Source organism: Variovorax multivorans, assembly GCF_051216835.1.
Lineage (GTDB): Bacteria > Pseudomonadota > Gammaproteobacteria > Burkholderiales > Burkholderiaceae_C > Variovorax.
The window spans coordinates 109,800-127,749 of record NZ_JBPJZL010000004.1; the positions used below are offsets into that span (position 1 = coordinate 109,800).

Annotated in this window: 17 protein-coding genes; 11 read left to right on the plus strand and 6 right to left on the minus strand. The window is 66.8% G+C overall.

Translation table 11 applies throughout. From position 1 onward, the window contains the following. Positions 1-47 precede the first annotated feature (47 nt). From ACSFCA_RS10780 to ACSFCA_RS10795, 4 genes are all read left to right on the plus strand, one after another. Positions 48-449 (plus strand): winged helix-turn-helix transcriptional regulator, encoded by a 402-nt coding sequence (locus ACSFCA_RS10780; protein WP_258349941.1) that lies wholly within the window; start codon positions 48-50, stop codon positions 447-449. Between the two features lie 40 nt (positions 450-489). Next, positions 490-1,458, plus strand: coding sequence for a Bug family tripartite tricarboxylate transporter substrate binding protein (locus tag ACSFCA_RS10785; protein WP_435459508.1), 969 nt, complete (start codon positions 490-492; stop codon positions 1,456-1,458). Between the two features lie 45 nt (positions 1,459-1,503). Then, positions 1,504-2,160, plus strand: a complete 657-nt coding sequence (locus ACSFCA_RS10790; RefSeq protein ID WP_435459509.1) for an FABP family protein — start codon at positions 1,504-1,506, stop codon at positions 2,158-2,160. A gap of 107 nt (positions 2,161-2,267) precedes the next feature. Continuing rightward, positions 2,268-3,203 (plus strand): LysR substrate-binding domain-containing protein, encoded by a 936-nt coding sequence (locus ACSFCA_RS10795; protein WP_258349938.1) that lies wholly within the window; start codon positions 2,268-2,270, stop codon positions 3,201-3,203. Here the strand turns inward: ACSFCA_RS10795 and ACSFCA_RS10800 are convergent. The 4 genes from ACSFCA_RS10800 to ACSFCA_RS10815 form a co-directional block, all read right to left on the minus strand. Beyond that, positions 3,191-4,246 carry a porin gene (locus tag ACSFCA_RS10800; protein ID WP_435459510.1) on the minus strand — a complete coding sequence of 352 codons (1,056 nt, stop codon included), beginning with the start codon at positions 4,244-4,246 and terminating at the stop codon, positions 3,191-3,193. The genes ACSFCA_RS10795 and ACSFCA_RS10800 overlap by 13 nt on opposite strands. A gap of 122 nt (positions 4,247-4,368) precedes the next feature. Next, the gene (locus tag ACSFCA_RS10805) at positions 4,369-5,244 is read right to left on the minus strand and encodes an amidohydrolase family protein (protein WP_435459833.1); all 876 of its coding nucleotides are present in this window, start codon (positions 5,242-5,244) and stop codon (positions 4,369-4,371) included. 18 nt (positions 5,245-5,262) lie between these two features. Further along, complete coding sequence (locus ACSFCA_RS10810) at positions 5,263-6,240, minus strand: Bug family tripartite tricarboxylate transporter substrate binding protein (RefSeq protein WP_435459511.1); 978 nt, start codon at positions 6,238-6,240, stop codon at positions 5,263-5,265. A 141-nt stretch (positions 6,241-6,381) separates the two neighbouring features. Next, on the minus strand, positions 6,382-7,299 hold the full coding sequence (locus ACSFCA_RS10815) for a LysR family transcriptional regulator (RefSeq protein ID WP_258349936.1): 918 nt from the start codon (positions 7,297-7,299) through the stop codon (positions 6,382-6,384). A gap of 88 nt (positions 7,300-7,387) precedes the next feature. Between ACSFCA_RS10815 and ACSFCA_RS10820 the strand changes: the two genes are divergently transcribed. From ACSFCA_RS10820 to ACSFCA_RS10840, 5 genes are all read left to right on the plus strand, one after another. Next, positions 7,388-8,779: an acyclic terpene utilization AtuA family protein gene (locus ACSFCA_RS10820; protein WP_435459512.1), complete on the plus strand. Its 1,392-nt coding sequence runs from the start codon at positions 7,388-7,390 to the stop codon at positions 8,777-8,779. Further along, the gene (locus tag ACSFCA_RS10825) at positions 8,776-9,144 is read left to right on the plus strand and encodes an AtuA-related protein (RefSeq protein ID WP_435459513.1); all 369 of its coding nucleotides are present in this window, start codon (positions 8,776-8,778) and stop codon (positions 9,142-9,144) included. The genes ACSFCA_RS10820 and ACSFCA_RS10825 overlap by 4 nt, the downstream gene beginning before the upstream one ends. A gap of 49 nt (positions 9,145-9,193) precedes the next feature. After that, positions 9,194-10,159, plus strand: coding sequence for a Bug family tripartite tricarboxylate transporter substrate binding protein (locus tag ACSFCA_RS10830; protein WP_435459514.1), 966 nt, complete (start codon positions 9,194-9,196; stop codon positions 10,157-10,159). Between the two features lie 64 nt (positions 10,160-10,223). Next, positions 10,224-12,305 carry an alpha/beta hydrolase domain-containing protein gene (locus tag ACSFCA_RS10835; RefSeq protein ID WP_435459515.1) on the plus strand — a complete coding sequence of 694 codons (2,082 nt, stop codon included), beginning with the start codon at positions 10,224-10,226 and terminating at the stop codon, positions 12,303-12,305. A 168-nt stretch (positions 12,306-12,473) separates the two neighbouring features. Next, positions 12,474-12,869, plus strand: coding sequence for a DUF6463 family protein (locus ACSFCA_RS10840; RefSeq protein ID WP_435459516.1), 396 nt, complete (start codon positions 12,474-12,476; stop codon positions 12,867-12,869). Positions 12,870-12,886: 17 nt separating this feature from the next. Here ACSFCA_RS10840 and ACSFCA_RS10845 read toward each other — a convergent pair whose 3' ends face one another. Further along, the gene (locus tag ACSFCA_RS10845) at positions 12,887-13,675 is read right to left on the minus strand and encodes an NAD(P)H-dependent oxidoreductase (RefSeq protein WP_435459517.1); all 789 of its coding nucleotides are present in this window, start codon (positions 13,673-13,675) and stop codon (positions 12,887-12,889) included. Between the two features lie 89 nt (positions 13,676-13,764). On the opposite strand from ACSFCA_RS10845, the gene ACSFCA_RS10850 reads away from it, so the two are divergent. Further along, a complete protein-coding gene (locus ACSFCA_RS10850; protein WP_435459518.1) occupies positions 13,765-14,658 on the plus strand; it encodes a LysR family transcriptional regulator in 894 nt (297 codons plus the stop codon). A 20-nt stretch (positions 14,659-14,678) separates the two neighbouring features. Here the strand turns inward: ACSFCA_RS10850 and ACSFCA_RS10855 are convergent, their stop codons facing one another. Continuing rightward, positions 14,679-16,658, minus strand: coding sequence for a sensor histidine kinase (locus ACSFCA_RS10855; RefSeq protein WP_435459519.1), 1,980 nt, complete (start codon positions 16,656-16,658; stop codon positions 14,679-14,681). A 269-nt stretch (positions 16,659-16,927) separates the two neighbouring features. Here ACSFCA_RS10855 and ACSFCA_RS10860 point away from each other — a divergent pair, with 269 nt between their 5' ends. Next, the gene (locus ACSFCA_RS10860) at positions 16,928-17,926 is read left to right on the plus strand and encodes an OmpA family protein (RefSeq protein WP_435459520.1); all 999 of its coding nucleotides are present in this window, start codon (positions 16,928-16,930) and stop codon (positions 17,924-17,926) included. The last annotated feature ends 24 nt before the right edge of the window (positions 17,927-17,950 follow it).

Below are 17,950 nucleotides of genomic sequence, written 5' to 3' on the forward strand. Positions count from 1 at the left end.
AATTCCGGGCTGGGCACCGATCAACAAGTACGCACCTTTTGGTAACCATGGGAAATTCAAAGACGCCATCGAAGAAGACCGCGCCTGTGGAAGAAGCCGAAGCCGCGCCGGCCGATGTGTGGAGCGCCGATTGCCCCTCGCGCCGCGTGCTGGAGCTCATCGCCAACAAGTGGGCGCTGCTGGTCATTCCGCTGCTGCGCGGCAAGCCGCAGCGCAACAACGAGTTGCTGCGCAAGGTCGGTGGTATTTCGCAGAAGATGCTCACACAGACCCTGCGCGACCTCGAGCTCAACGGGCTGGTGCTGCGCGAGGACCACCAGACGGTGCCGCCGCATGTCGAGTACAGGCTCAGTCCGCTCGGCCTGTCATTGAGCAAGACGCTGATCGCCGTGGACCGCTGGGCCGAGGCGAACCATGCGCAGATCGACGCGGCGCGGCACCGTCAGTGATACCTTCGCCCGACCTCGAGCGACCCACCGAAGGACCGAAGTGAAGAAGAACAAACTCGCCACGCTGTTGCTCGCTGGCCTGGTGGCCGCCGGCGCCTGGGCCCAGGACTGGCCCGCCAAGCCCGTGCGCGTGATCGTGCCCGCACCGGCCGGCAGCTCGCTCGACCTGATCGCGCGCACGCTGGCCGACCGCCTGCGCGTGATGTGGAAGCAGCCCGTGGTGATCGAGACCAAGGCCGGAGCGGGCGGCCTGATCGGCATGGATACGGTGGCCAAGGCGCCGCACGACGGCTACACGCTGGGCATTGGCTTCAACGGCCCGATTGCCTTCGGCCCCTACATGTATGCGCGCATGCCCTATGCGCCCGCGCGCGACCTGGTGCCCATCGTGCTCACGACCTCGCAGCCCAACGTGCTGGCGGTGCAGGCGGGAAACCCCGCGAACACGCTGCCCGAGTTCGTCGAATGGGCGAAGAAGCGCGGCAGCAAGTTCAGCTATGCATCGGTGGGCGCGGGCAGCTCGTCGCACCTCACGATGGAGCTGTTTCGCAGCGCGGCGCACATCGAGGCGGTGCATGTGCCGTATTCGGGCTCGCCGCCCGCGGGGCTTTCGGTGGCGGCCGGTGACACGCAGGCGCTGTTCACGGTGGCGCCCGCGCTGCTGCCGCTGATCCAGGGCCAGCGCGTGAAGCTCATCGCCGTGACCAGTGCCAAGCGCTCCGAGCTCATGAAAGACCTGCCCACCGTGGCCGAGTCGGGCTACCCCGGCTTCGAGTCGCTGGCCTGGAACGGTTTGTTCACCGCCAGCGGCACGCCGCCTGAGGTGGTGCGCCGCATCAATGCCGACGTCAACGCCGTGCTGCAGGAGCCGGCGGTGCGCGAACTGCTGGCCAACCAGGGGCTGGTGGCGGGCGGCGGCTCGACGGAAGAGTTCAAGGCCTTCATCGACAGCGAAGGCCGCAAATGGGGTGCGATCATTGCCAAGGTCGGCATCCGCCTCGACCAATAACACTCTCGACAACCCACGCCAGAAGACTCCAGGAAGAGAAAGAACATGGAACAGCAGTTTCCCCGCGACATCTACACGGAACCCGAGCCCGATCCGCACACGCTCGCCAACCTGGGCCCGCTCACGGCCCTGGCGGGCATCTGGATCGGCAAGGCCGGCCACGACGTGAGCCCGAAGGAGGACGGCCCCGAGGCCGAGGCCTACATCGAGCACGCGGAGTTCCAGCCCATCGACGCGCAGACCAACGGGCCGCAGATCTTCTACGGGCTGCGCTACCACTTGCGCATCGTCAAGCCCGACGACGTGGAGACTTTTCACGATCAGGTCGGCTACTGGCTGTGGGAGCCCGCCACGGGCGCGCTGATCCAGACACTGTCGATCCCGCGCGGGCTCACGGCCATAGCTACGGGGCACGCGAAGGCCGGCGACCGCAGCTTCAGGCTCGAAGCGGTGCGCGGCGGCGAGACCAACGGCATCGTGGCCAATCCGTTCCTGGAGCATGCGTTCAAGACACTGCGCTACAGCATTCAGGTGACGATCCACGACGACGGCAGCTGGTCGTACGAGCTGGAAACGGTGCTCAGCGTGCTCGGAAAGCCCGAGCCCTTCAGCCACACCGACCGCAACACGCTGCGCAAGATCGGCGAGCCCACGCCGAACCCGACTGCGCAAGCTGCGATGGCGGCGAACGCCGCAGCCTGAGCCGCTACTTCGCGACAGCCGCCGAAGGGCACAGCGCCAGCGGTTCCGGCACCCGGATAGAACAAACACGCATAGCTCGCAATCGGTTATGTCGATAGCCTCAGGGCATGGACCTGAAACAGCTGGAGTACTTCATCCGCGTGGCCGAACTCGGCAGCTTCACCCGCGCGTCGGACGTGATCGACATCGCGCAGCCTGCGCTGAGCCGCCAGGTGCGCCAGCTCGAAGTGGAACTGCGGCAGAACCTGCTGGTGCGCAACGGCCGCGGCGTGGTGACCACGGATGCCGGCAAGCGCCTGCTGGAGCATGGCCGCGGCATCCTCCACCAGGTCGAGCGGGCGAGGGAAGACATGAGCCTCATGCGAGATGCGCTGGCCGGGCGGGTCGCCGTCGGCCTGCCGCCCAGCGTGGCCGGCGTGCTGACGGTGCCGCTGGTGCGGGCCGTGCGCGAGCGGCTGCCCGATGCGGCGCTGTCGATCACCGAGAACCTTTCGACCGCGATGCAGGAATCGCTGCTCACCGGCCGGCTCGACATTGCGCTGCTCTACAACCCGCAGCCTTCGCCTGACGTGGACAGCGAGACGGTGCTGGAGGAAGACCTGTTTCTGGTCAGCGCGACCAAGGGCACTGGGCCCGCGCGTCGTGGCGCACCACTGGCCTTGCATCAGCTGGCCGAGCAGCAACTTGTGATTCCGACCCGGCCCAACGCGATCCGCATGCTGGTCGAGGCGGAGCTTGCCGCCATTGGCCGGCGGCCACAGATCGCGCTGGAGATCGACGGCGTTCCGGCCATCCTCGCGCTGGTGGCCGATGGTGCCGGCCACGCCGTGCTGTCGCGCAATGCGGTCACCCTTGCCGGGCGATCGCAGCGCTATGCGATCCGGCCCATCGTCAAGCCCGGCCTGCGCAGCCGGCTGGCGCTGGCGACCAGTTCGCAGCGGCCGGTCACGCGCACGCAGCGGGCCATGGGCGAACTGCTGCGCGAGCTCGTGCAGCAGCATCTCGGCGCCAACGCTGTGACTGGTGCGGCTCAGAAGCGATGACGCACGCCTAGGCCCACGCTGCCACTGTTCCCAAAACCGGTCAGCCGGTCTCGCATGTAGACCGCATACAGGTCGGTGCGCTTTGACAGAAAGTGGTCGTAGCCGGCCGCCCAGGTGGTGCGGTGTGTTTCGGCGGCGCCCGTCACCTTGCGCTCGGTGCGTGCCACCGAGGCGAGGAAACGCCCCGCACCCACAGGAACCGCTGCACCCAGCTGCGCGGTATTTGCTGTGGTACGGATGTCGGGCGTGCGGGTGCGCTGCAGCTGGCCGTACAACTGCACGGCCTTGAAGTCGTAGGAGGCGCCGACCAGCGCAGCGCCCTGCCGGCCGATGGTCGTGGTGAAGCCAGGGCCGGTTTTGGCCTGCTGCACTGACACCACGGCGGCAAAGGGCCCCGCCGCATAGTTGAGGGTCAGGTTCAGGTTGCGGATGCCTTCTCGGTCCTGCACTTCGCCCATGCCGTAGAGCAGGCTGGCGCGCAAGCCGGCGAAGGTGGGGGAGGTGTACTGAATGGCGTTGCTCCACACGCTGTCGCCGAGCACGGCGCGGTTGTACGTGGGCTGCCATGTGTGGAGCATGACGGGCGAGAACTGCAGCGATACGCCGAACGGGTTGAAGGCGCCGCTGGCCACGAACATCGGATTGGTCTGCCGGCCGAGCGACAGCTGGCCGAAACCGCCCGCCAGGCCTACCCACGCATTCCGCGAAAAGTACGGGTCGGTGCTGTTGCGCCCGAAGGTGCCGGAGTCGGTCTGAAAGAAGCTCTCCAATGCGAACTGCGCCTGCAGTCCGTCACCGAGGCTTTCGCTGCCCCGTACGCCCCAGTAGGCCGTCGTCATGCCACCGCTGCCGAGCAGCTTGGTGCGGCCGGGCTCGTCGCTGCGCTGCATCGATCCGACGAAGGCGTCGAGCAGGCCGTAGATCTGCACGCTGCCCGCAGCATCTGCGGCGGACTGCGCCCATATGGGGTGCGTGGCGGTGCAAAGCGCAAGCGCCGGTAGTGTGCGTAGCGAAAGGGCCTGAAGGCGCGAAAGTCTTCTCATGTCGTCTGTCTCCTCGTTGTGATTCGTAGCCTGCAAGGGCGCAGGCGCGCGCGTCCGCACGCCACGGTTGCGCCGTGGCATGGGGAGCGGTGTCGGTGGTGTGTACGAAGCGCGGGCGGCGCTCAGTCGTACCAGTACAGGCGGGTCGGGTTGTCGACCAGCAGCTTGCGAAGCTGCGCCGGGTCGTCGCTGAACAGCGGCAGCAGATCAACGAGCTTGCCGTCGTCGGGCATTTCGCGCACGTTGGGGTGCGGCCAGTCGGTGCCCCACAGCACGCGATCGGGTGCGGCCTCGATCAACTGGCGCGCGAAGGGCACGGCGTCTGCATAAGGCTGCCCCTGGCTCGAGAGGGTCTGCGAGATGCGCTCGGCACCGCTCACCTTGACCCACGCGCGCTCGTCGCGCATCAGCTCGAGCATCATCTCGCAGGCCTGCTGGCCGAGGCCGTGCTCGACCATCGTGCGGCCCATGTGGTCGATGACGAAGGGCACCGGCAGCGTGTCGAGGAATGCGCGGTAGGTCAACAGGTCATCCGCGTCCAGATGCAACACCAGGTGCCAGCCCAGCGGCCGTATGCGCTCGGCCATGCGCAGCACTGTGGGCAGGTCGGGCGCGCCGCCCAGGTGCTGCACGAAGTTGAAGCGCACCGAGCGCACGCCGGCCTTGTGCAGCGCGGCGAGCTCGGCATCGGTGACGCCCGCACCCACCATGGCCACGCCGCGATAGGTGTCGGGCGATTGCGCGATGGCGTCGAGCATGGCGCGGTTGTCGTGGCCGTGCACGCTGGCCTGCACCAGCACCACGCGCTCGATGCCCAGCAGTTCGTGCAGGGCGCGCAGCTTTGCGGCCGGCGCATCGGGCGGCGTGTAGCGGCGGTTGTCCGAATACGGAAACACGTCGCCGGGGCCGAACACATGGCAGTGTGCGTCGCAGGCGCCGGCTGGCAGTCGGAACGCGGGGCGGCTCGGGTTTGAGTGGGGTGGGGCGATGGTTTTCAAGATGTCGTTCACTGCTGCTTACTGCTTGGGAATGCCGGCGCGCTGGATCACGGCCGACCAACGCTGGATTTCGCTTTCCAGCAGCCGCGCCTGTTCCTGCGATGTGCTGCTACGCGGCTCCACGCCGAGGTTCTGCAGGCGCTTCATGACTTCGGGCGAAGCCAGGGCTGCACGGGCCTCCTGGTTCAGGCGGGCGATCACGTCGGGTGGTGTCTTCGCGGGCGCTGCCAGCGCGTTCCATGATGCAACCTGGAAGCCCGGCGTGCCGCTCTCTGCAACGGTCGGCACGTCCGGCAGGCTGGGAGAGCGCTTCTCGCCCATGACAGCCAGCGCGCGCAGCGCCTTGCCTTCGATCTGCGAGAGAACAGGCGAGAGGATTTCCACCGCCACATCAACCTGCCCGCCACGCAGCGCCGTGACCACAGCCGGCGTGCCGTTGAAGGGTACGACCTGCGCATCGATGCCGAGTGAGGTCTTGAGCAACTCGCCTGCCAGGTTCTGCGTGCTGCCAACGTTGATGGTGCCGATGTTGAGCTTGCCCGGATTGGCCTTGGCGTGAGCCACGAGGTCGGCGAATGTCTTGAACTTGCTGTTGCTCGCTGTGAGCACCGCCATGTCGAAGTAGCCGAGCGTGGAGATCGGCGCGAAGTCCTTCACCGTGTCGTAGGGCAGCGACTTGAACAGGCCCACGCTCACGGCATTGCCGTTGGACATCAGCAGCAGCGTGTGGCCGTCAGGCGGCGCCTTGGCCACGGTGTCGGAGGCCACCACGCCGCCCGCGCCGGGTTTGTTGTCGACCACGATGCTCTGGCCCATCGACTCGGACATCTTCTGGGCCACGCTGCGTGCGACCAGGTCCGCCACGCCACCGGCACCGAAGGGCACGATCAGGCGGATCGGACGGGAAGACAAGGGGGCGGCCAGCGCGGGCGATGCGCGCAGGCCGGCGGCCAGGGTCAGCATCAGGCCGACGAAGCCGCGACGGGAATGTCTCATGTGTCTCCTTATTGAACTTGCGTGCGGCCTTGCGCGCCGCTGACCCGAACTATTGCCCGTGGGTCAGCCCCCGGCAAGATCGCGTTCGCACTGGGAGATATAGTTTTTCGGCATGGCTGGGCGCTCGCGTGGCGCTCGGCGTCAATCCAACCGCAGCGACCCCAGCCGTGCGACGATCAGGTCGTGCAGCGTCTGCGCCGCCACCGACAGGCTGCCTTCGCGCCGCTGCACCATGTAGAGCGTGCGCGTGAGGGAAGGCAGGGGCAGCGGCCGCGTCACCAGCGTCTCGCGCTGGAAGTGGAAGAGCGTGAGCGCGGGCACCACGCTGATGCCCAGCCCGGCCTCGACCAGCCCCATCACAGTGGCCAGGTGCTCCACCTCGAACACAGCGTTCAGCCTTTGCGGATGCAGCGCCGCGTCGAGCGCCTGCCGCACGCTGCTGTTGCGCGCCATCTGGATGAAGGGGTGGGGCGCGATCTTCTTCACCGTGAGGCGCGACTCGCGCGCCAGCGGGTGGTCGGCGCGGCACACGAGGTGGAAGCGGTCGGTGCAGAGCTTGCGCGCACGCAGGTCGCTGTCGGCCGTGCCGCCGGCGCCCGAGGCGGCGAGCGCGAAGTCGGCCTGGCCATTGCGCACCAGCGCAATGCAGGCGTCGGACAGCGCGTCGTCCAGGTCGATGCGGATGCCCGGCCAGGCCTGCATGAACTCGGCGAACACGGTGGGCAGCCAGCCAGCCGCGAGCGAGGGCAGGGCGGCTACGCGCACGCGGCCCTTGCGGCGCTCCACGTGGTCGGCAAGGTCGCCCATGGCGCTGCCCATGTCGTCGAGCAGCCGGCGCGCGGAGCCCTCGAACAGCCGGCCTTCGGGCGTGAGCTGCACGCTGCGCGTGTCGCGGTCGAACAGGCGCGTGCCGACCGCGTCTTCGAGCGTGCGGATCAGCGCGCTGAACGCGGGCTGCGAGAGATGGCTGCTCTGCGCCGCGCGCGTGAAGTTGCGGTGCTCTGCCAGCGCGAGAAAGGCGCGCAGCTGTCGCGTGGAGAGGTCGGGCGTCTTTCTCATCATGTCTCTCTTTTTATTTGAAAAGCGGATCAATCGATCCGTATTTCCGATTTTACGGATGACCGATCGCTGCCTACAGTGCACGGCAATGAACTCCATTGATCCGCCCACGCTGCTGATAGGTTGCGCCGCCGGCTTCTCGGGTGACCGCACCGACGCCGCCGGGCCGGTGGTCGACACGCTGATCGCGCGGCTGGCCGGCGGCCCTCAGGGGCTGCGCGCCTTCCTGATCTTCGAGACGCTGGCCGAGCGCACGCTTGCGCTGGCGCAACTGCGCCGCCGCGACAACCCCGACGCAGGCTACGAACCGCTGCTCGACGACATGCTGCGGCCCGTGCTCGCGCGTTGCCTGGCGCATGGCATCCGCATCGTGAGCAACTTCGGTGCCGCCAACCCGCGCGCCGCCGCCCGGCACATTGCCCGCATGGCGCGCGAACTGGGCGCGAGCGCGCCGCGCATCGCGGTGGTGGAGGGCGACGACCTGTCCGGGCCCGAACACCGCGAGCTGCTGAACGAAGCGCTCGGTGCGCAGATGGAAGGCCTGCGCATGGTCAGCGCCAATGCCTACATCGGCGCCGAGCCGATTGCCGCCGCACTCGATGCGGGCGCGCAGATCGTGGTGTGCGGCCGCGTGGCCGATCCGTCGCTCACCGTTGGCCCGGCCATGTCGCACTTCGGCTGGCGCGCCGATGACTGGGCCCGGCTGGGCCGCGCGACCATGGCGGGGCATCTGCTCGAGTGCGGCGCACAGGTGTGTGGCGGCTACTTCGCCGACCCGGGCTACAAGAACGTGCCGGGGCTGGAAGCGGTGGGCTTCCCCATCGCAGAGATCGACACCGACGGCCGCTGCACCATAGGCAAGGCCGACGGCACCGGTGGCCTCGTGAGCGAAGCCACGGTGAAGGAGCAGCTGCTCTACGAAGTGCACGACCCTGCGGCCTACCTGACGCCCGACGTGGTCGCCGACATTGCCGACGCCGAAGTGCACGCGCTGCCCGGTGCGGATCGTGTTGCGCTCTCCGGCGTGCGCGGCCATGCGCGGCCGGGCCGCTACAAGGTCAATGTCTGCCATGAAGGCGGCTGGCTGGCCGAGGGCGAGATCTCCTATGCGGGCCCGCGCGCCGAGGCCCGTGCGCGGCTTGCAGCGGACGTGCTGCGCAAGCGCCTCGACGGATTCGCGTTGCGCGTGGACCTGATCGGCGCGCTGAGCATCCTGGGCGACGACGCGGGCCGTGCGCTGGCGGATACACCTGACGCCGGCTTGCGCGACGTTCGCCTGCGCGTCGCCGCCACGCATGCCGAACGCGCGCAGGCCGAACGACTGGCGCGTGAGGTCATGGCGCTCTACACCTGCGGCCCGGCAGGCGGCGGCGGCGTGCGCACCGCGCTCACGCCGCGGCTCAACACGCTGTCGTGCCTGCTGCCGCGCGAGGCGGTGCCGGTGCGCTTCGAACTGCTCGGCGAGGAGGCCCTGGCATGAACACCATCACCACCGACACCATCGAAGTGCCGCTGTACCGCGCCGCCCATGGCCGCACCGGCGACAAGGGCGACCGTTCCAACATCAGCGTCATCGCCTGGCATGCGGAGCTCTATCCCTTGCTGGTCGAGCAGCTCACGCCCGAGCGCGTCGCTGCGCAGTTCCACCACCGCGCACCGTCGCAGGTGCAGCGCTTCGTGATGCCGAAGCTGCACGCGATGAACTTCGTGCTCGACGCTGTGCTGGACGGCGGCGTCAACGATGCGCTGAACCTCGACGCGCATGGCAAGGCGCTGTCCTTCCTGCTGCTCGACATGCCTGTTCGCGTGCCTCGCGCGCTTGTACCGTTGCTGGCCGGGCCGTAGCGGAGGCTTTCTCTTTCCCCCTTTATCCATTCGATCCGGAGACAAAAAAATGAAACGATTTCCCCTCACCGTGCTGACCGCCGCACTGGCTCTGATGCCATTGCTGAGCCATGCGGATGCCTTCCCCGAGAAATCCATCACCTTCGTCGTGCCCTTCGCGGCCGGCACCGCCACAGACCAGATCGCGCGTGCGCTCGGTAACCAGATCGCGGCGGAGACGAAGCAGGCCGTCATCATCGACAACAAGGCCGGCGCCAGCGGCTTCATCGCCTCGCAGAACGTGGCCAAGGCTCCCGCTGACGGCTACACGGTGCTCATCACCACCAACACCACGCACGCGGCCAACGAGCACCTGTTCAAGAAGCTGCCCTACGACCCGGTGAAAGACTTCGCGCCCATCGCCGCGCTCGGCAAGGGCGGGCAGATCATGGTGGTGAACCCCTCGTTCCCCGCGAAGAACGTGGCCGAGTTCATCGCGCTCGCAAAGAAGGAGCCGGGCAAGTACAGCTTCGGCAGCGGTAGCTCGTCGAGCCGCATGGCGGGCGAGCTGCTGCAGCAGATGGCCGACATCAAACTGCTGCACGTGCCCTACAAGAGCAACACGCTCGCCGTGACCGACCTGCTGGGCAGCCAGATCAACATGATGATCACCGACACGGCCACCGGCCTGCCGCAGGTCAAGGCCGGCAAGCTGCGCGCGCTGGGCATCTCCAGCTCGGCGCGCTCGCCGCTCGCACCCGACGTGCCCACCATCTCCGAAGCCGGCGTGAAGGGCTACGAAATGGGCTACTGGTTCGCGGCCTATGCGCCCGCGAAGACGCCGCCGGCCGTGGTCAAGCGGCTCAACGAGCTGCTGGTGAAGGCTGCGAGGAGCGAGGCTGCAAAGACAGCGTTCTACGAGCCGACCGGCACCGAGGTGTTCACGACCTCGCCCGAGGAACTTGCGAAGTTCCAGGCCAACGAGTCCCAGAAGTGGGGCCGCATCGTGAAGTCGGCTGGCATCGAGGCCGAGTAGCCCGCGCGCCGTAGCGGGGACCGGCGCCGCAACGCGACAAGACACACAACGAAGGAGACAAACCATGAAACGCTGGAGCCTTTGGGCTGCCACGGTGGCTTCGGCCGCCCTTTTTCTGAGCGCATGCGGTGGAAGCGAAGGAGGAGGCGTGCTGCTGCCACCACCCACCACCACGACGCCCACCACACCACCCGTGACTGCCACCGCGCCCAGGTACAAGCTCGCCATTACCGCGACCGAAGACGTGCCCGGCACCTTCGGCAGCGTGGGCGCCTACGAGAAGATCAGCGGCACCTTCACTGGCGAGGTCGATCCGAAGGACGCTCGCAACGCCATCATCCAGGACCTGTCGCTCGCGCCGCTCAACGCCAACGGCAAGGTCGAGTACACCTCCGACTTCGTGCTCTTCAAGCCGAAGGACATGACCAAGGCCAGCGGCGTGCTGCGCTACGACGCGCCGAACCGCGGCAACATCGTGAGCCTCGATCCGTACTTTGCCTCGCGCGGCTACGTTTTTCTGACGGCCGCCTGGCAGGGTGACGTGCCGGCCGCGCCCGGCAAGCTCACGCTGAAGGTGCCGGTCGCGAAGAACGCCGATGGCAGCAGCATCACCGGCACTTATCGCGCCGAGCTGCTGCCTACCGCTGCGAACAACGATTCACTGCCCCTGCCGGGCGGCCCGTTCAATGCGGCGATGCAGGCCTATGCCACCGCGAGCCTCGACAACACGAAGCCCGGCTATGTGCTCACTCGCCGCATCAACGAAGGCGACGCGCGCCAGCTCATTCCCGCGAGCGAATGGAAGTTTGCGAAGTGCAGTGCCACCACGCCGTTCCCCGGCACGCCCGACGAGACAAACGTCTGCCTCAAGGACAAATGGGACCCGGCCTACATGTACGAGCTGGTCTACATCGCGAAAGACCCGAAGGTCATGGGCCTCGGCCTCGCGGCGCTGCGCGACATGATCACCTTCTTCCACCGCGACGCGAGCGATGCGGCGGGCACAGCCAACCCGGTGGCCGCCGCCATCAAGAACACCATCGCCTCGGGCGTCTCGCAATGCGGCAACTTCATGAAGACCTTCGTGCATCTCGGCTTCAACGAGGACCGCGCGGGCCAGAAGGTGTTCGACGGCGTGTTCGCGCAAATTGCGGCGCGTCAGACCAACATCAACATGCGCTTCTCGATTCCTGGTGGCGGCGGTGGCGTGCGCGCCGACCACACGGCCTTCGGCCAGGCCGGCACGCGCGGCCTTTCGAAGGACTACGTGGACGACGTGGCGCAGCGGCGCGGCGGCATCCTGTCACGCTGTGAGGCGAGCGGCACCTGTCCCAAGCTCTTCATCGGCTTCAGCGGCACCGAGTTCTGGACCCTGCAGGGCTCGCCGCTGCTGACCGATGCCTGGGGCACGACCGACCTCGTGCAGCCCGGCAACGCGCGCATCTACTACTACGCGAGCACGCACCATCTGCTGGGCCTCCCGTCGCTGTCGGGCGCAAGCGCAGGGGCGCTGTATGCGACCAACGGCAATGCTGGCGTGATCCCGGTCGTGCGTGCGCTGTACCAGAACCTCGAAGACTGGGTCGTCAAGGGCACCACGCCGCCCGACAGCCAGGTGCCGAAGCTGGCAGACACCACGCTGGTGCGGCTACAGCAGGTCAAGTTTCCGGCGATTCCGGGCGTGAGCTACACGGGGCTGGTCAATACCTATTCGTTGCTGGACTGGGGCCCCAACTACAGGCCGCAGGACGAGAGCGGCATCGCCGCGCAGGTGCCGCCGGCCTACCTGGGCCGCGACTATGCGATCCTGGTGCCGCAGGTAGATGCGGACGGCAACGACCTCGCAGGCATCCGCAGCCTGGACGTCGCCGTGCCGCTGGGCACGAACACCGGTTGGAACTACACGAACCAGCCCGGCCGCATCGACCAGGCCGGCCTGTTCGGGTCGTACTTTGCGTTTGCCAAGACGGCGGCGCTGCGCGGAAGCGACCCGCGCCCGTCGCTGCAGGAGCGCTATGTGGATCAGGCGGGCTACGTCGCGGCAGTAACCACGGCTGCCAATGACCTGGTGGCGAAGCGCTTCATGCTGCGTGTGGATGCCGATGCGGCTATTGCCAACGCGGTCGCCAATCCGGTACTGCCTTAAGCCGAATGCACCCCAAAGCCCGTCTTGCCCGGCGCGATGTCTTCGCGCAGGGTGAGGGCGGGAATTCGGGAATAGTCGGCGTTCTATCCATGGATCTGAATCGCGGAGCCATCGTCGAGATCTCCGGGCTGAGCACAATCATCCGTCTCTGTCCAAGAAGCTCGAAGAATGAAACGCTGGATCGGTCGTTGGTTCATGGTGGTGGCGGTACTGCACACAGCACTGGCCTTTGTGATGTTCAAGCAGGAAGGCCTCGAACTGCTGCAGATGGGCGTCTATAACGGTGTCCTTGGCTCCCCCCCGCGCGGCAAAGCCGCATGGTTCACTTTGTTCGGGGTGTTGCTATTTCTGTTCGGCATGGTGGTGGACGCACTGGAACGCGCCGACCTTCGCGTGCCATTCAGTGTGGCCATTGGCATATTGACACTTGCTGGCGCGGGCGTCTTGCTCATGCCGTATTCGGGCTTCTGGCTGGTGCTGCCGCCGGCCGTCGCGATTCTTATTGGCCGTGTCCGGAGCGCCAGCCGAGCGACGCCTGTCAACGAAGCAGAACCTATGCGCTGACTAGGTGGCCGAGCGCTTCACACTGCGCGTGGCGTGCGGTGCACTGCGAACCCTGACTGGTCCGGCGCAATGTCGGGCCGCAGGGTGAGCGCGGGAATCTCGTAGTCACCGGCGTTCTGCCGGCGGAACGGAATCGGGTCGGTCGCGAACAGCGTGTCGAGCCGCTGACCCAGTTCCTCGGTGATGCGCGCATAAGCAGCCTCATCGACCTTGTTCGTTCGATGCACCACGTACGGCGGCAACACATCGAAGCCGGGGTAGTAGAGGATGCCGTGGTGAATGGGGAAGAGCAGGTCGTCCATTGGCCCGTTGATGCCGCGCGGCGCGTAGTGCGATGCCCAGCCACCGGTCGTCACCACCAGCATCGCGCGCTTGCCGGCCATCACGCCTTCGCCGAAGCGATCGCCCCAGTGCGTGTCTGAATGCTCGCCGAGGCCGTAGGCAAAGCCATAGGCGTAGATGCGCTCGACCCAGCCCTTGAGGATGGCGGGCATCGAGTACCACCACAGCGGGAACTGCAGGACTACGGCATCGGCCCACAGCAGTTTTTGCTGCTCGGCGGCGATGTCTGCGGTTTGCGTGCCGGCCTCGAACGCATGAAGCGAATCGAGCACGGGGTCGAAGCGCGCGGCGGTGTCGCGTGCGGGGAAGTCGTCGGCGTCGAGTGCGGGCTTCCAGCGCATGGCGTACAGGTCGGACACGCGTACGGAATGGCCCGCAGCCACTAGGCGTTCGAGCATGAAGCGATGGAGCGCGCCATTGAGCGAGGCGGCTTCGGGGTGGGCAAGTACCAGAAGGATGTTCACGGTTTTACAAGAGGTCGAATGAAGATGTCCGCAGGTTAGGCCTCGTGGCGATATATTGGAAATGAATAGTCTGAATCCCAGGAATTGCCATGAACAATTTCAGCCGCCTCGATTTGAACTTGCTGGTCACGCTTGACACGCTGCTGGCCGAGCGCAACGTCACGCGTGCAGCTGAGCGTTTGAACCTGTCGCAGCCCTCGGTGAGCGTGCAGCTCGCCAAGCTGAGGGAAGCGTTCGACGACCCGCTGCTGGTACCCGCGCAGCGCGGCATGCGGCCCACCGCGCGCGCCGACGAACTGCGCGAGCCTCTGCGCGAGGCGCTTGAATCGCTGGGCCGCGCGGTGGCGCCCACGAAGCCTTTCGACCCCGCAGAGGCAACCACCACCTGGCGCGTTGCGGCAGCCGACTATGCCGAGTCGGCCATCCTGCTGCCGGCGCTGGCCGGGCTGCGTGCCGCGGCGCCGCACACGCGGCTGGCCGTGGTGGAGGCGGTGCCATCGCGCATGGCGCGGCAGCTGGAGAGCGGGGAGATCGATCTCTTCTTCCACACCAGCGTGGGCGCGCCGCGTGGCTTGCATGCGCGGGTGCTCTTCCACGAACGCTACGTGCTCGTCGGGCGCGCCGGCCATCCGCGCCTGAAGCGCCGGCCGACGCTCGCGCAGTTCTGCGCGCTGGAGCACGTGGTGGTGTCGCTAGCCGGCGGCGGCTTCGCTGGGCCAACGGACGAAGCGCTGGCCGAGAAGGGCCTGACGCGGCGCGTGGCGCTGTCGGTGCCGCACTTCCTCTTCATGATGTCGGTGCTTGCCAGCACCGACATGGTCGCGATGCTGCCCGAGCGGCTGGCGCGCGGCGCGACCGGGCTGCGTGTGGTGGAGGCGCCGCTCGAGGTGCCCGGCTACGAGATGGCGATGCTCTGGCACGAGCGCCGGCACCGCGACCCGGCGCACAAGTGGCTGCGCGAGCAGATTGTTGCGAGCCTCTGAGCCGGGCTCGGAAGGCGGGCTCAGAAAGCGCTTATGGCCTTGTCGGTTTCGGCCTTGCGGTGCAGCGGCAGCCACAGCGTGAAGCGCGTTCCAGCGCTGCCGGACTGCCAGCTCACCTTGCCACCAATCACCTGCGCGCGCCGCTGCTGGTTGCGCAGCCCCCGTCCGCTTCGGCGCAGGGCCTCTTCCACGTCGAAGCCTTCGCCGTTGTCTTCGATCACCACGTTCACGCCTTCATCGACTGTCGCGGTGCTCACGCAGATGATGGTGGCCCGCGTGTGGCGCAGCACGTTGGCCACGCATTCCTGCACGATGCGCAGGATGTGCAGCGCGCCGTCCGGGTCCAGCCAGGGTAGCGTGGGCACGGGTTGCACTTCCCATTGCAGCGTGATGCCGGCGCTTTCGATGCGCGGCGCGAGGCGAAAGCGCATGGTTGCCAGCAGGAGCAGCAGGTCGGCTTCCACGTTTTCCATGGAATCGATCACCAGCCTCAGGTCTTCCATGCAGCCCTTGAGCACGCGGGAAATCTCGGCCTCGCTCATGGCGCCTCGCTCTACCGAGCGGATGGCGCTGATCAGCGACGAACCCAACCCGTCGTGCATGTCCTGCATGAGGCGGCGGCGCTCGGCATTGAGCATGTGCTGGTTCTCGATCACGCGCAGCCGCTGGTAGCTTTGCTCCAGCTCGGCTTCGCGCGCCTGCAGGCGCTGGGCCAGGCCCTTGTTCAGCCGGGCCACCTCGGCGAACGCGCCCGTGTAGCGCTGGAACATGATGTACGAGAAGACGAAGAACAGGCTGATGATGGCGTAGGGAGAGGTGTACACGGCCTCCGGGCTGACCAGGTTGTTCTGCAGGAGCCCGTCGTAGGAAGTGAAGGCGACGGCGAAGACAGTCCAGCCAGCCACCAGCCGCCCCTCGGGCAGTTGCGCGCGCAGCGCCTTGCGCAGGTTCACCGCAAAGATCGTCACCGCGACGGGCAGCACCATCAGGTTGAGCAGGGGCGTGAACAGGTAGAGGCTGACGATCTCCGTCGACACATGGGGCAGCGTTGCGATATTGCAGGCCAGCGCCAGGGTCACCGACACACGGGTCAGCCAGGGCGATGGCTGCAGGTGCAGGCGCTGCAAGAACAGGTGGATGAGGACGATCAGCCAGAGCAGGCTGGCCACGGTCATCCATTCGAACCAGTCGTCCGAGATCGGGATGAAGCTGCCGCCCGCGTAGTAGTGAAGCGTGCGCAGGAAGGCGAGCGCCGAGATGGCAAAGAACAGCAGGTAGAGCGATTCGCGCCTCTTGAACAGCCACACCGCGAACGCGAATGCACCAACCGCCAGGAACGCGGCGCTGCCCATGAAGGGCAACTGCACCTGCAGCAACTGGCGGATCTGGTAGCGCCAGCTCAGCGATTCCTCGTCGCCCACCCACAGGGTCGAAAAGCCGCTGCCGCTGTTGCGCAGGCGGTCGACGCGAATCAGCACAGATGCCGGGGCGGGCGTATTGGCGGTCGCGTTCAACGGCAGCAGGAGCGGATGGTTGTAGCCGTTGTGGATGGGGCTGCCATGCGACTGATAGAGCAGTACGCCGTCGCCGTACACCGCGATGTTGCCCAGGGTTTTCCAGCGCGGGAGGTACAGAAGCTGCTGCTGCGTCTTCGGCGTCAGCCCGGACAGTTCGATGCGGTACCAGTCGGTGACGGTTCGCTCGCCGCTCGACGCATCGGGCACCAGTTCGCGCTGGGCTGTGTAGGGGAGGTTGATCGTCTTCCAGCCATCGGTTGGCAGCGCGGCATCCACGATATGCCGCGGAGGTGCGGAATAGCCCGTGCCGGAAACCGAGAGCAACTCGGCCTGCGTGATATGGACAGGGCCGTCGTGCTGCGGCACCGCATCCGCCGGGAGTTCATCGGCGTACGCAAAAGACAGGAAGGCCAGCGGCAGGGCCAGCCAAAGCCTTGCGATCCACCGGCTGATTCGCCAACAGCCTTTGCTGCCTAGCCTCATAGATCGCTTCTGCCTTGGAAATCACTTTTCTCGTGCTGTGAATGCGCCGGACGATTGCCGGCACCGTGCTGTAGCCATCTTTTGACGAGCCCAGACTCCCGCTCACGCGGGCGGGCGCAATTATGTCCTCGCCCAGCCTTTCCGGCCAAACCGGGCAACTTGCCGCAAATTCTTGAATGGCATAGACCGTCCGTCGAATGCACAGCGGCGGCCTCGCTCCCTAGCATGGAGCGCGTCGCCGCTCTTGCCGCACTCTGCCCGATGCACCGATGAAAACGCTCGCATTCCTGGCCAGCCTCGCCAGCATGGTCTTGCTTTCGCTCGCCACGGGCGCCGCCGAGCCCGCCAAGGACCACCCGCTGGTCGGCCGCTACGAGGGCGCTGTGCTCGACGGCTACAAGGCCGCCGCCTACGACGAGGTTGGCCTCATCAAGGAGCCGTTCCAGAACTGGGCGGGCGGCAAGCCCGACCTGCTCAAGGTCGAGGGCAAGGTGACGCTCTATCTCTACAGGCTGCCGAAAGACCGCTCGCTGCTCGAAGTGCAGCGCAACTACGAGTCCAGCCTGAAGGCCAAGGGCTTCGAGGTGCTTTTTACCTGCGGCACGGCCAATGCCTCGTGCTACAAGCCGCGGCCCGGCAGCGTGGACACCAACACGCCCTACGACTTCGCGCTGGCCTTCGATGACCCCGAGTGGCCGCGCCTGGGCAGCCGCGGCGACTATGCGCGCAACTATTTTTCGGTGAGCGGACGCTATCTGCTTGCGAAGAAGACCGGGCCCACGGGCACCGTCTACGCCAGCATTGCGCTGGCCGAGCACAACGCCGATGTCGGCAACCACGCCTTCGTGCGCGTGGTCGAGAGCAAGGCGATGGAAGACAACAAGATCGTGTTCGTCGACGCGACGGCCATGCAGAAGAGCCTGGCGGAGACGGGGCGCGTCAATCTCTACGGCATCCTGTTCGACCTGGACAAGGACATCATCCGCCCCGAGTCGCAACCCACGCTGGACGAAATGACCAAGCTGATGCGCAGCAACCCGCCGCTGAAGCTGTCGGTGGTGGGGCACACCGACGCGCAGGGCGAGGCGAAGCACAACGACGACCTGTCGAAGCGCCGCGCGCTGGCGGTGATCGCGGTGCTGGTGAAGGCCGGGGTGGATCCGCGCCGCTTCACCACGCGCGGTGCGGGCGCGTCGGAGCCGGTGGCGCCCAACGACAACGAGGCCGGGCGGGCGAAGAACCGGCGGGTGGAACTGATCCGGCTCTGAGGTTCTGAGGTTCTGAGGAGGCCC

What these genes read in the sequence shown, in the direction of transcription:
- ACSFCA_RS10780 (WP_258349941.1), top strand. Translation starts at nt 48, where the DNA reads ATGGGAAATTCAAAGACGCCATCGAAGAAGACCGCGCCTGTGGAAGAA.
- ACSFCA_RS10790 (WP_435459509.1), top strand. Translation starts at nt 1,504, where the DNA reads ATGGAACAGCAGTTTCCCCGCGACATCTACACGGAACCCGAGCCCGAT.
- ACSFCA_RS10795 (WP_258349938.1), top strand. Translation starts at nt 2,268, where the DNA reads ATGGACCTGAAACAGCTGGAGTACTTCATCCGCGTGGCCGAACTCGGC.
- ACSFCA_RS10800 (WP_435459510.1), bottom strand. Translation starts at nt 4,246, where the DNA reads ATGAGAAGACTTTCGCGCCTTCAGGCCCTTTCGCTACGCACACTACCG.
- ACSFCA_RS10810 (WP_435459511.1), bottom strand. Translation starts at nt 6,240, where the DNA reads ATGAGACATTCCCGTCGCGGCTTCGTCGGCCTGATGCTGACCCTGGCC.
- ACSFCA_RS10815 (WP_258349936.1), bottom strand. Translation starts at nt 7,299, where the DNA reads ATGAGAAAGACGCCCGACCTCTCCACGCGACAGCTGCGCGCCTTTCTC.
- ACSFCA_RS10820 (WP_435459512.1), top strand. Translation starts at nt 7,388, where the DNA reads ATGAACTCCATTGATCCGCCCACGCTGCTGATAGGTTGCGCCGCCGGC.
- ACSFCA_RS10825 (WP_435459513.1), top strand. Translation starts at nt 8,776, where the DNA reads ATGAACACCATCACCACCGACACCATCGAAGTGCCGCTGTACCGCGCC.
- ACSFCA_RS10830 (WP_435459514.1), top strand. Translation starts at nt 9,194, where the DNA reads ATGAAACGATTTCCCCTCACCGTGCTGACCGCCGCACTGGCTCTGATG.
- ACSFCA_RS10835 (WP_435459515.1), top strand. Translation starts at nt 10,224, where the DNA reads ATGAAACGCTGGAGCCTTTGGGCTGCCACGGTGGCTTCGGCCGCCCTT.
- ACSFCA_RS10840 (WP_435459516.1), top strand. Translation starts at nt 12,474, where the DNA reads ATGAAACGCTGGATCGGTCGTTGGTTCATGGTGGTGGCGGTACTGCAC.
- ACSFCA_RS10850 (WP_435459518.1), top strand. Translation starts at nt 13,765, where the DNA reads ATGAACAATTTCAGCCGCCTCGATTTGAACTTGCTGGTCACGCTTGAC.
- ACSFCA_RS10855 (WP_435459519.1), bottom strand. Translation starts at nt 16,658, where the DNA reads ATGAGGCTAGGCAGCAAAGGCTGTTGGCGAATCAGCCGGTGGATCGCA.
- ACSFCA_RS10860 (WP_435459520.1), top strand. Translation starts at nt 16,928, where the DNA reads ATGAAAACGCTCGCATTCCTGGCCAGCCTCGCCAGCATGGTCTTGCTT.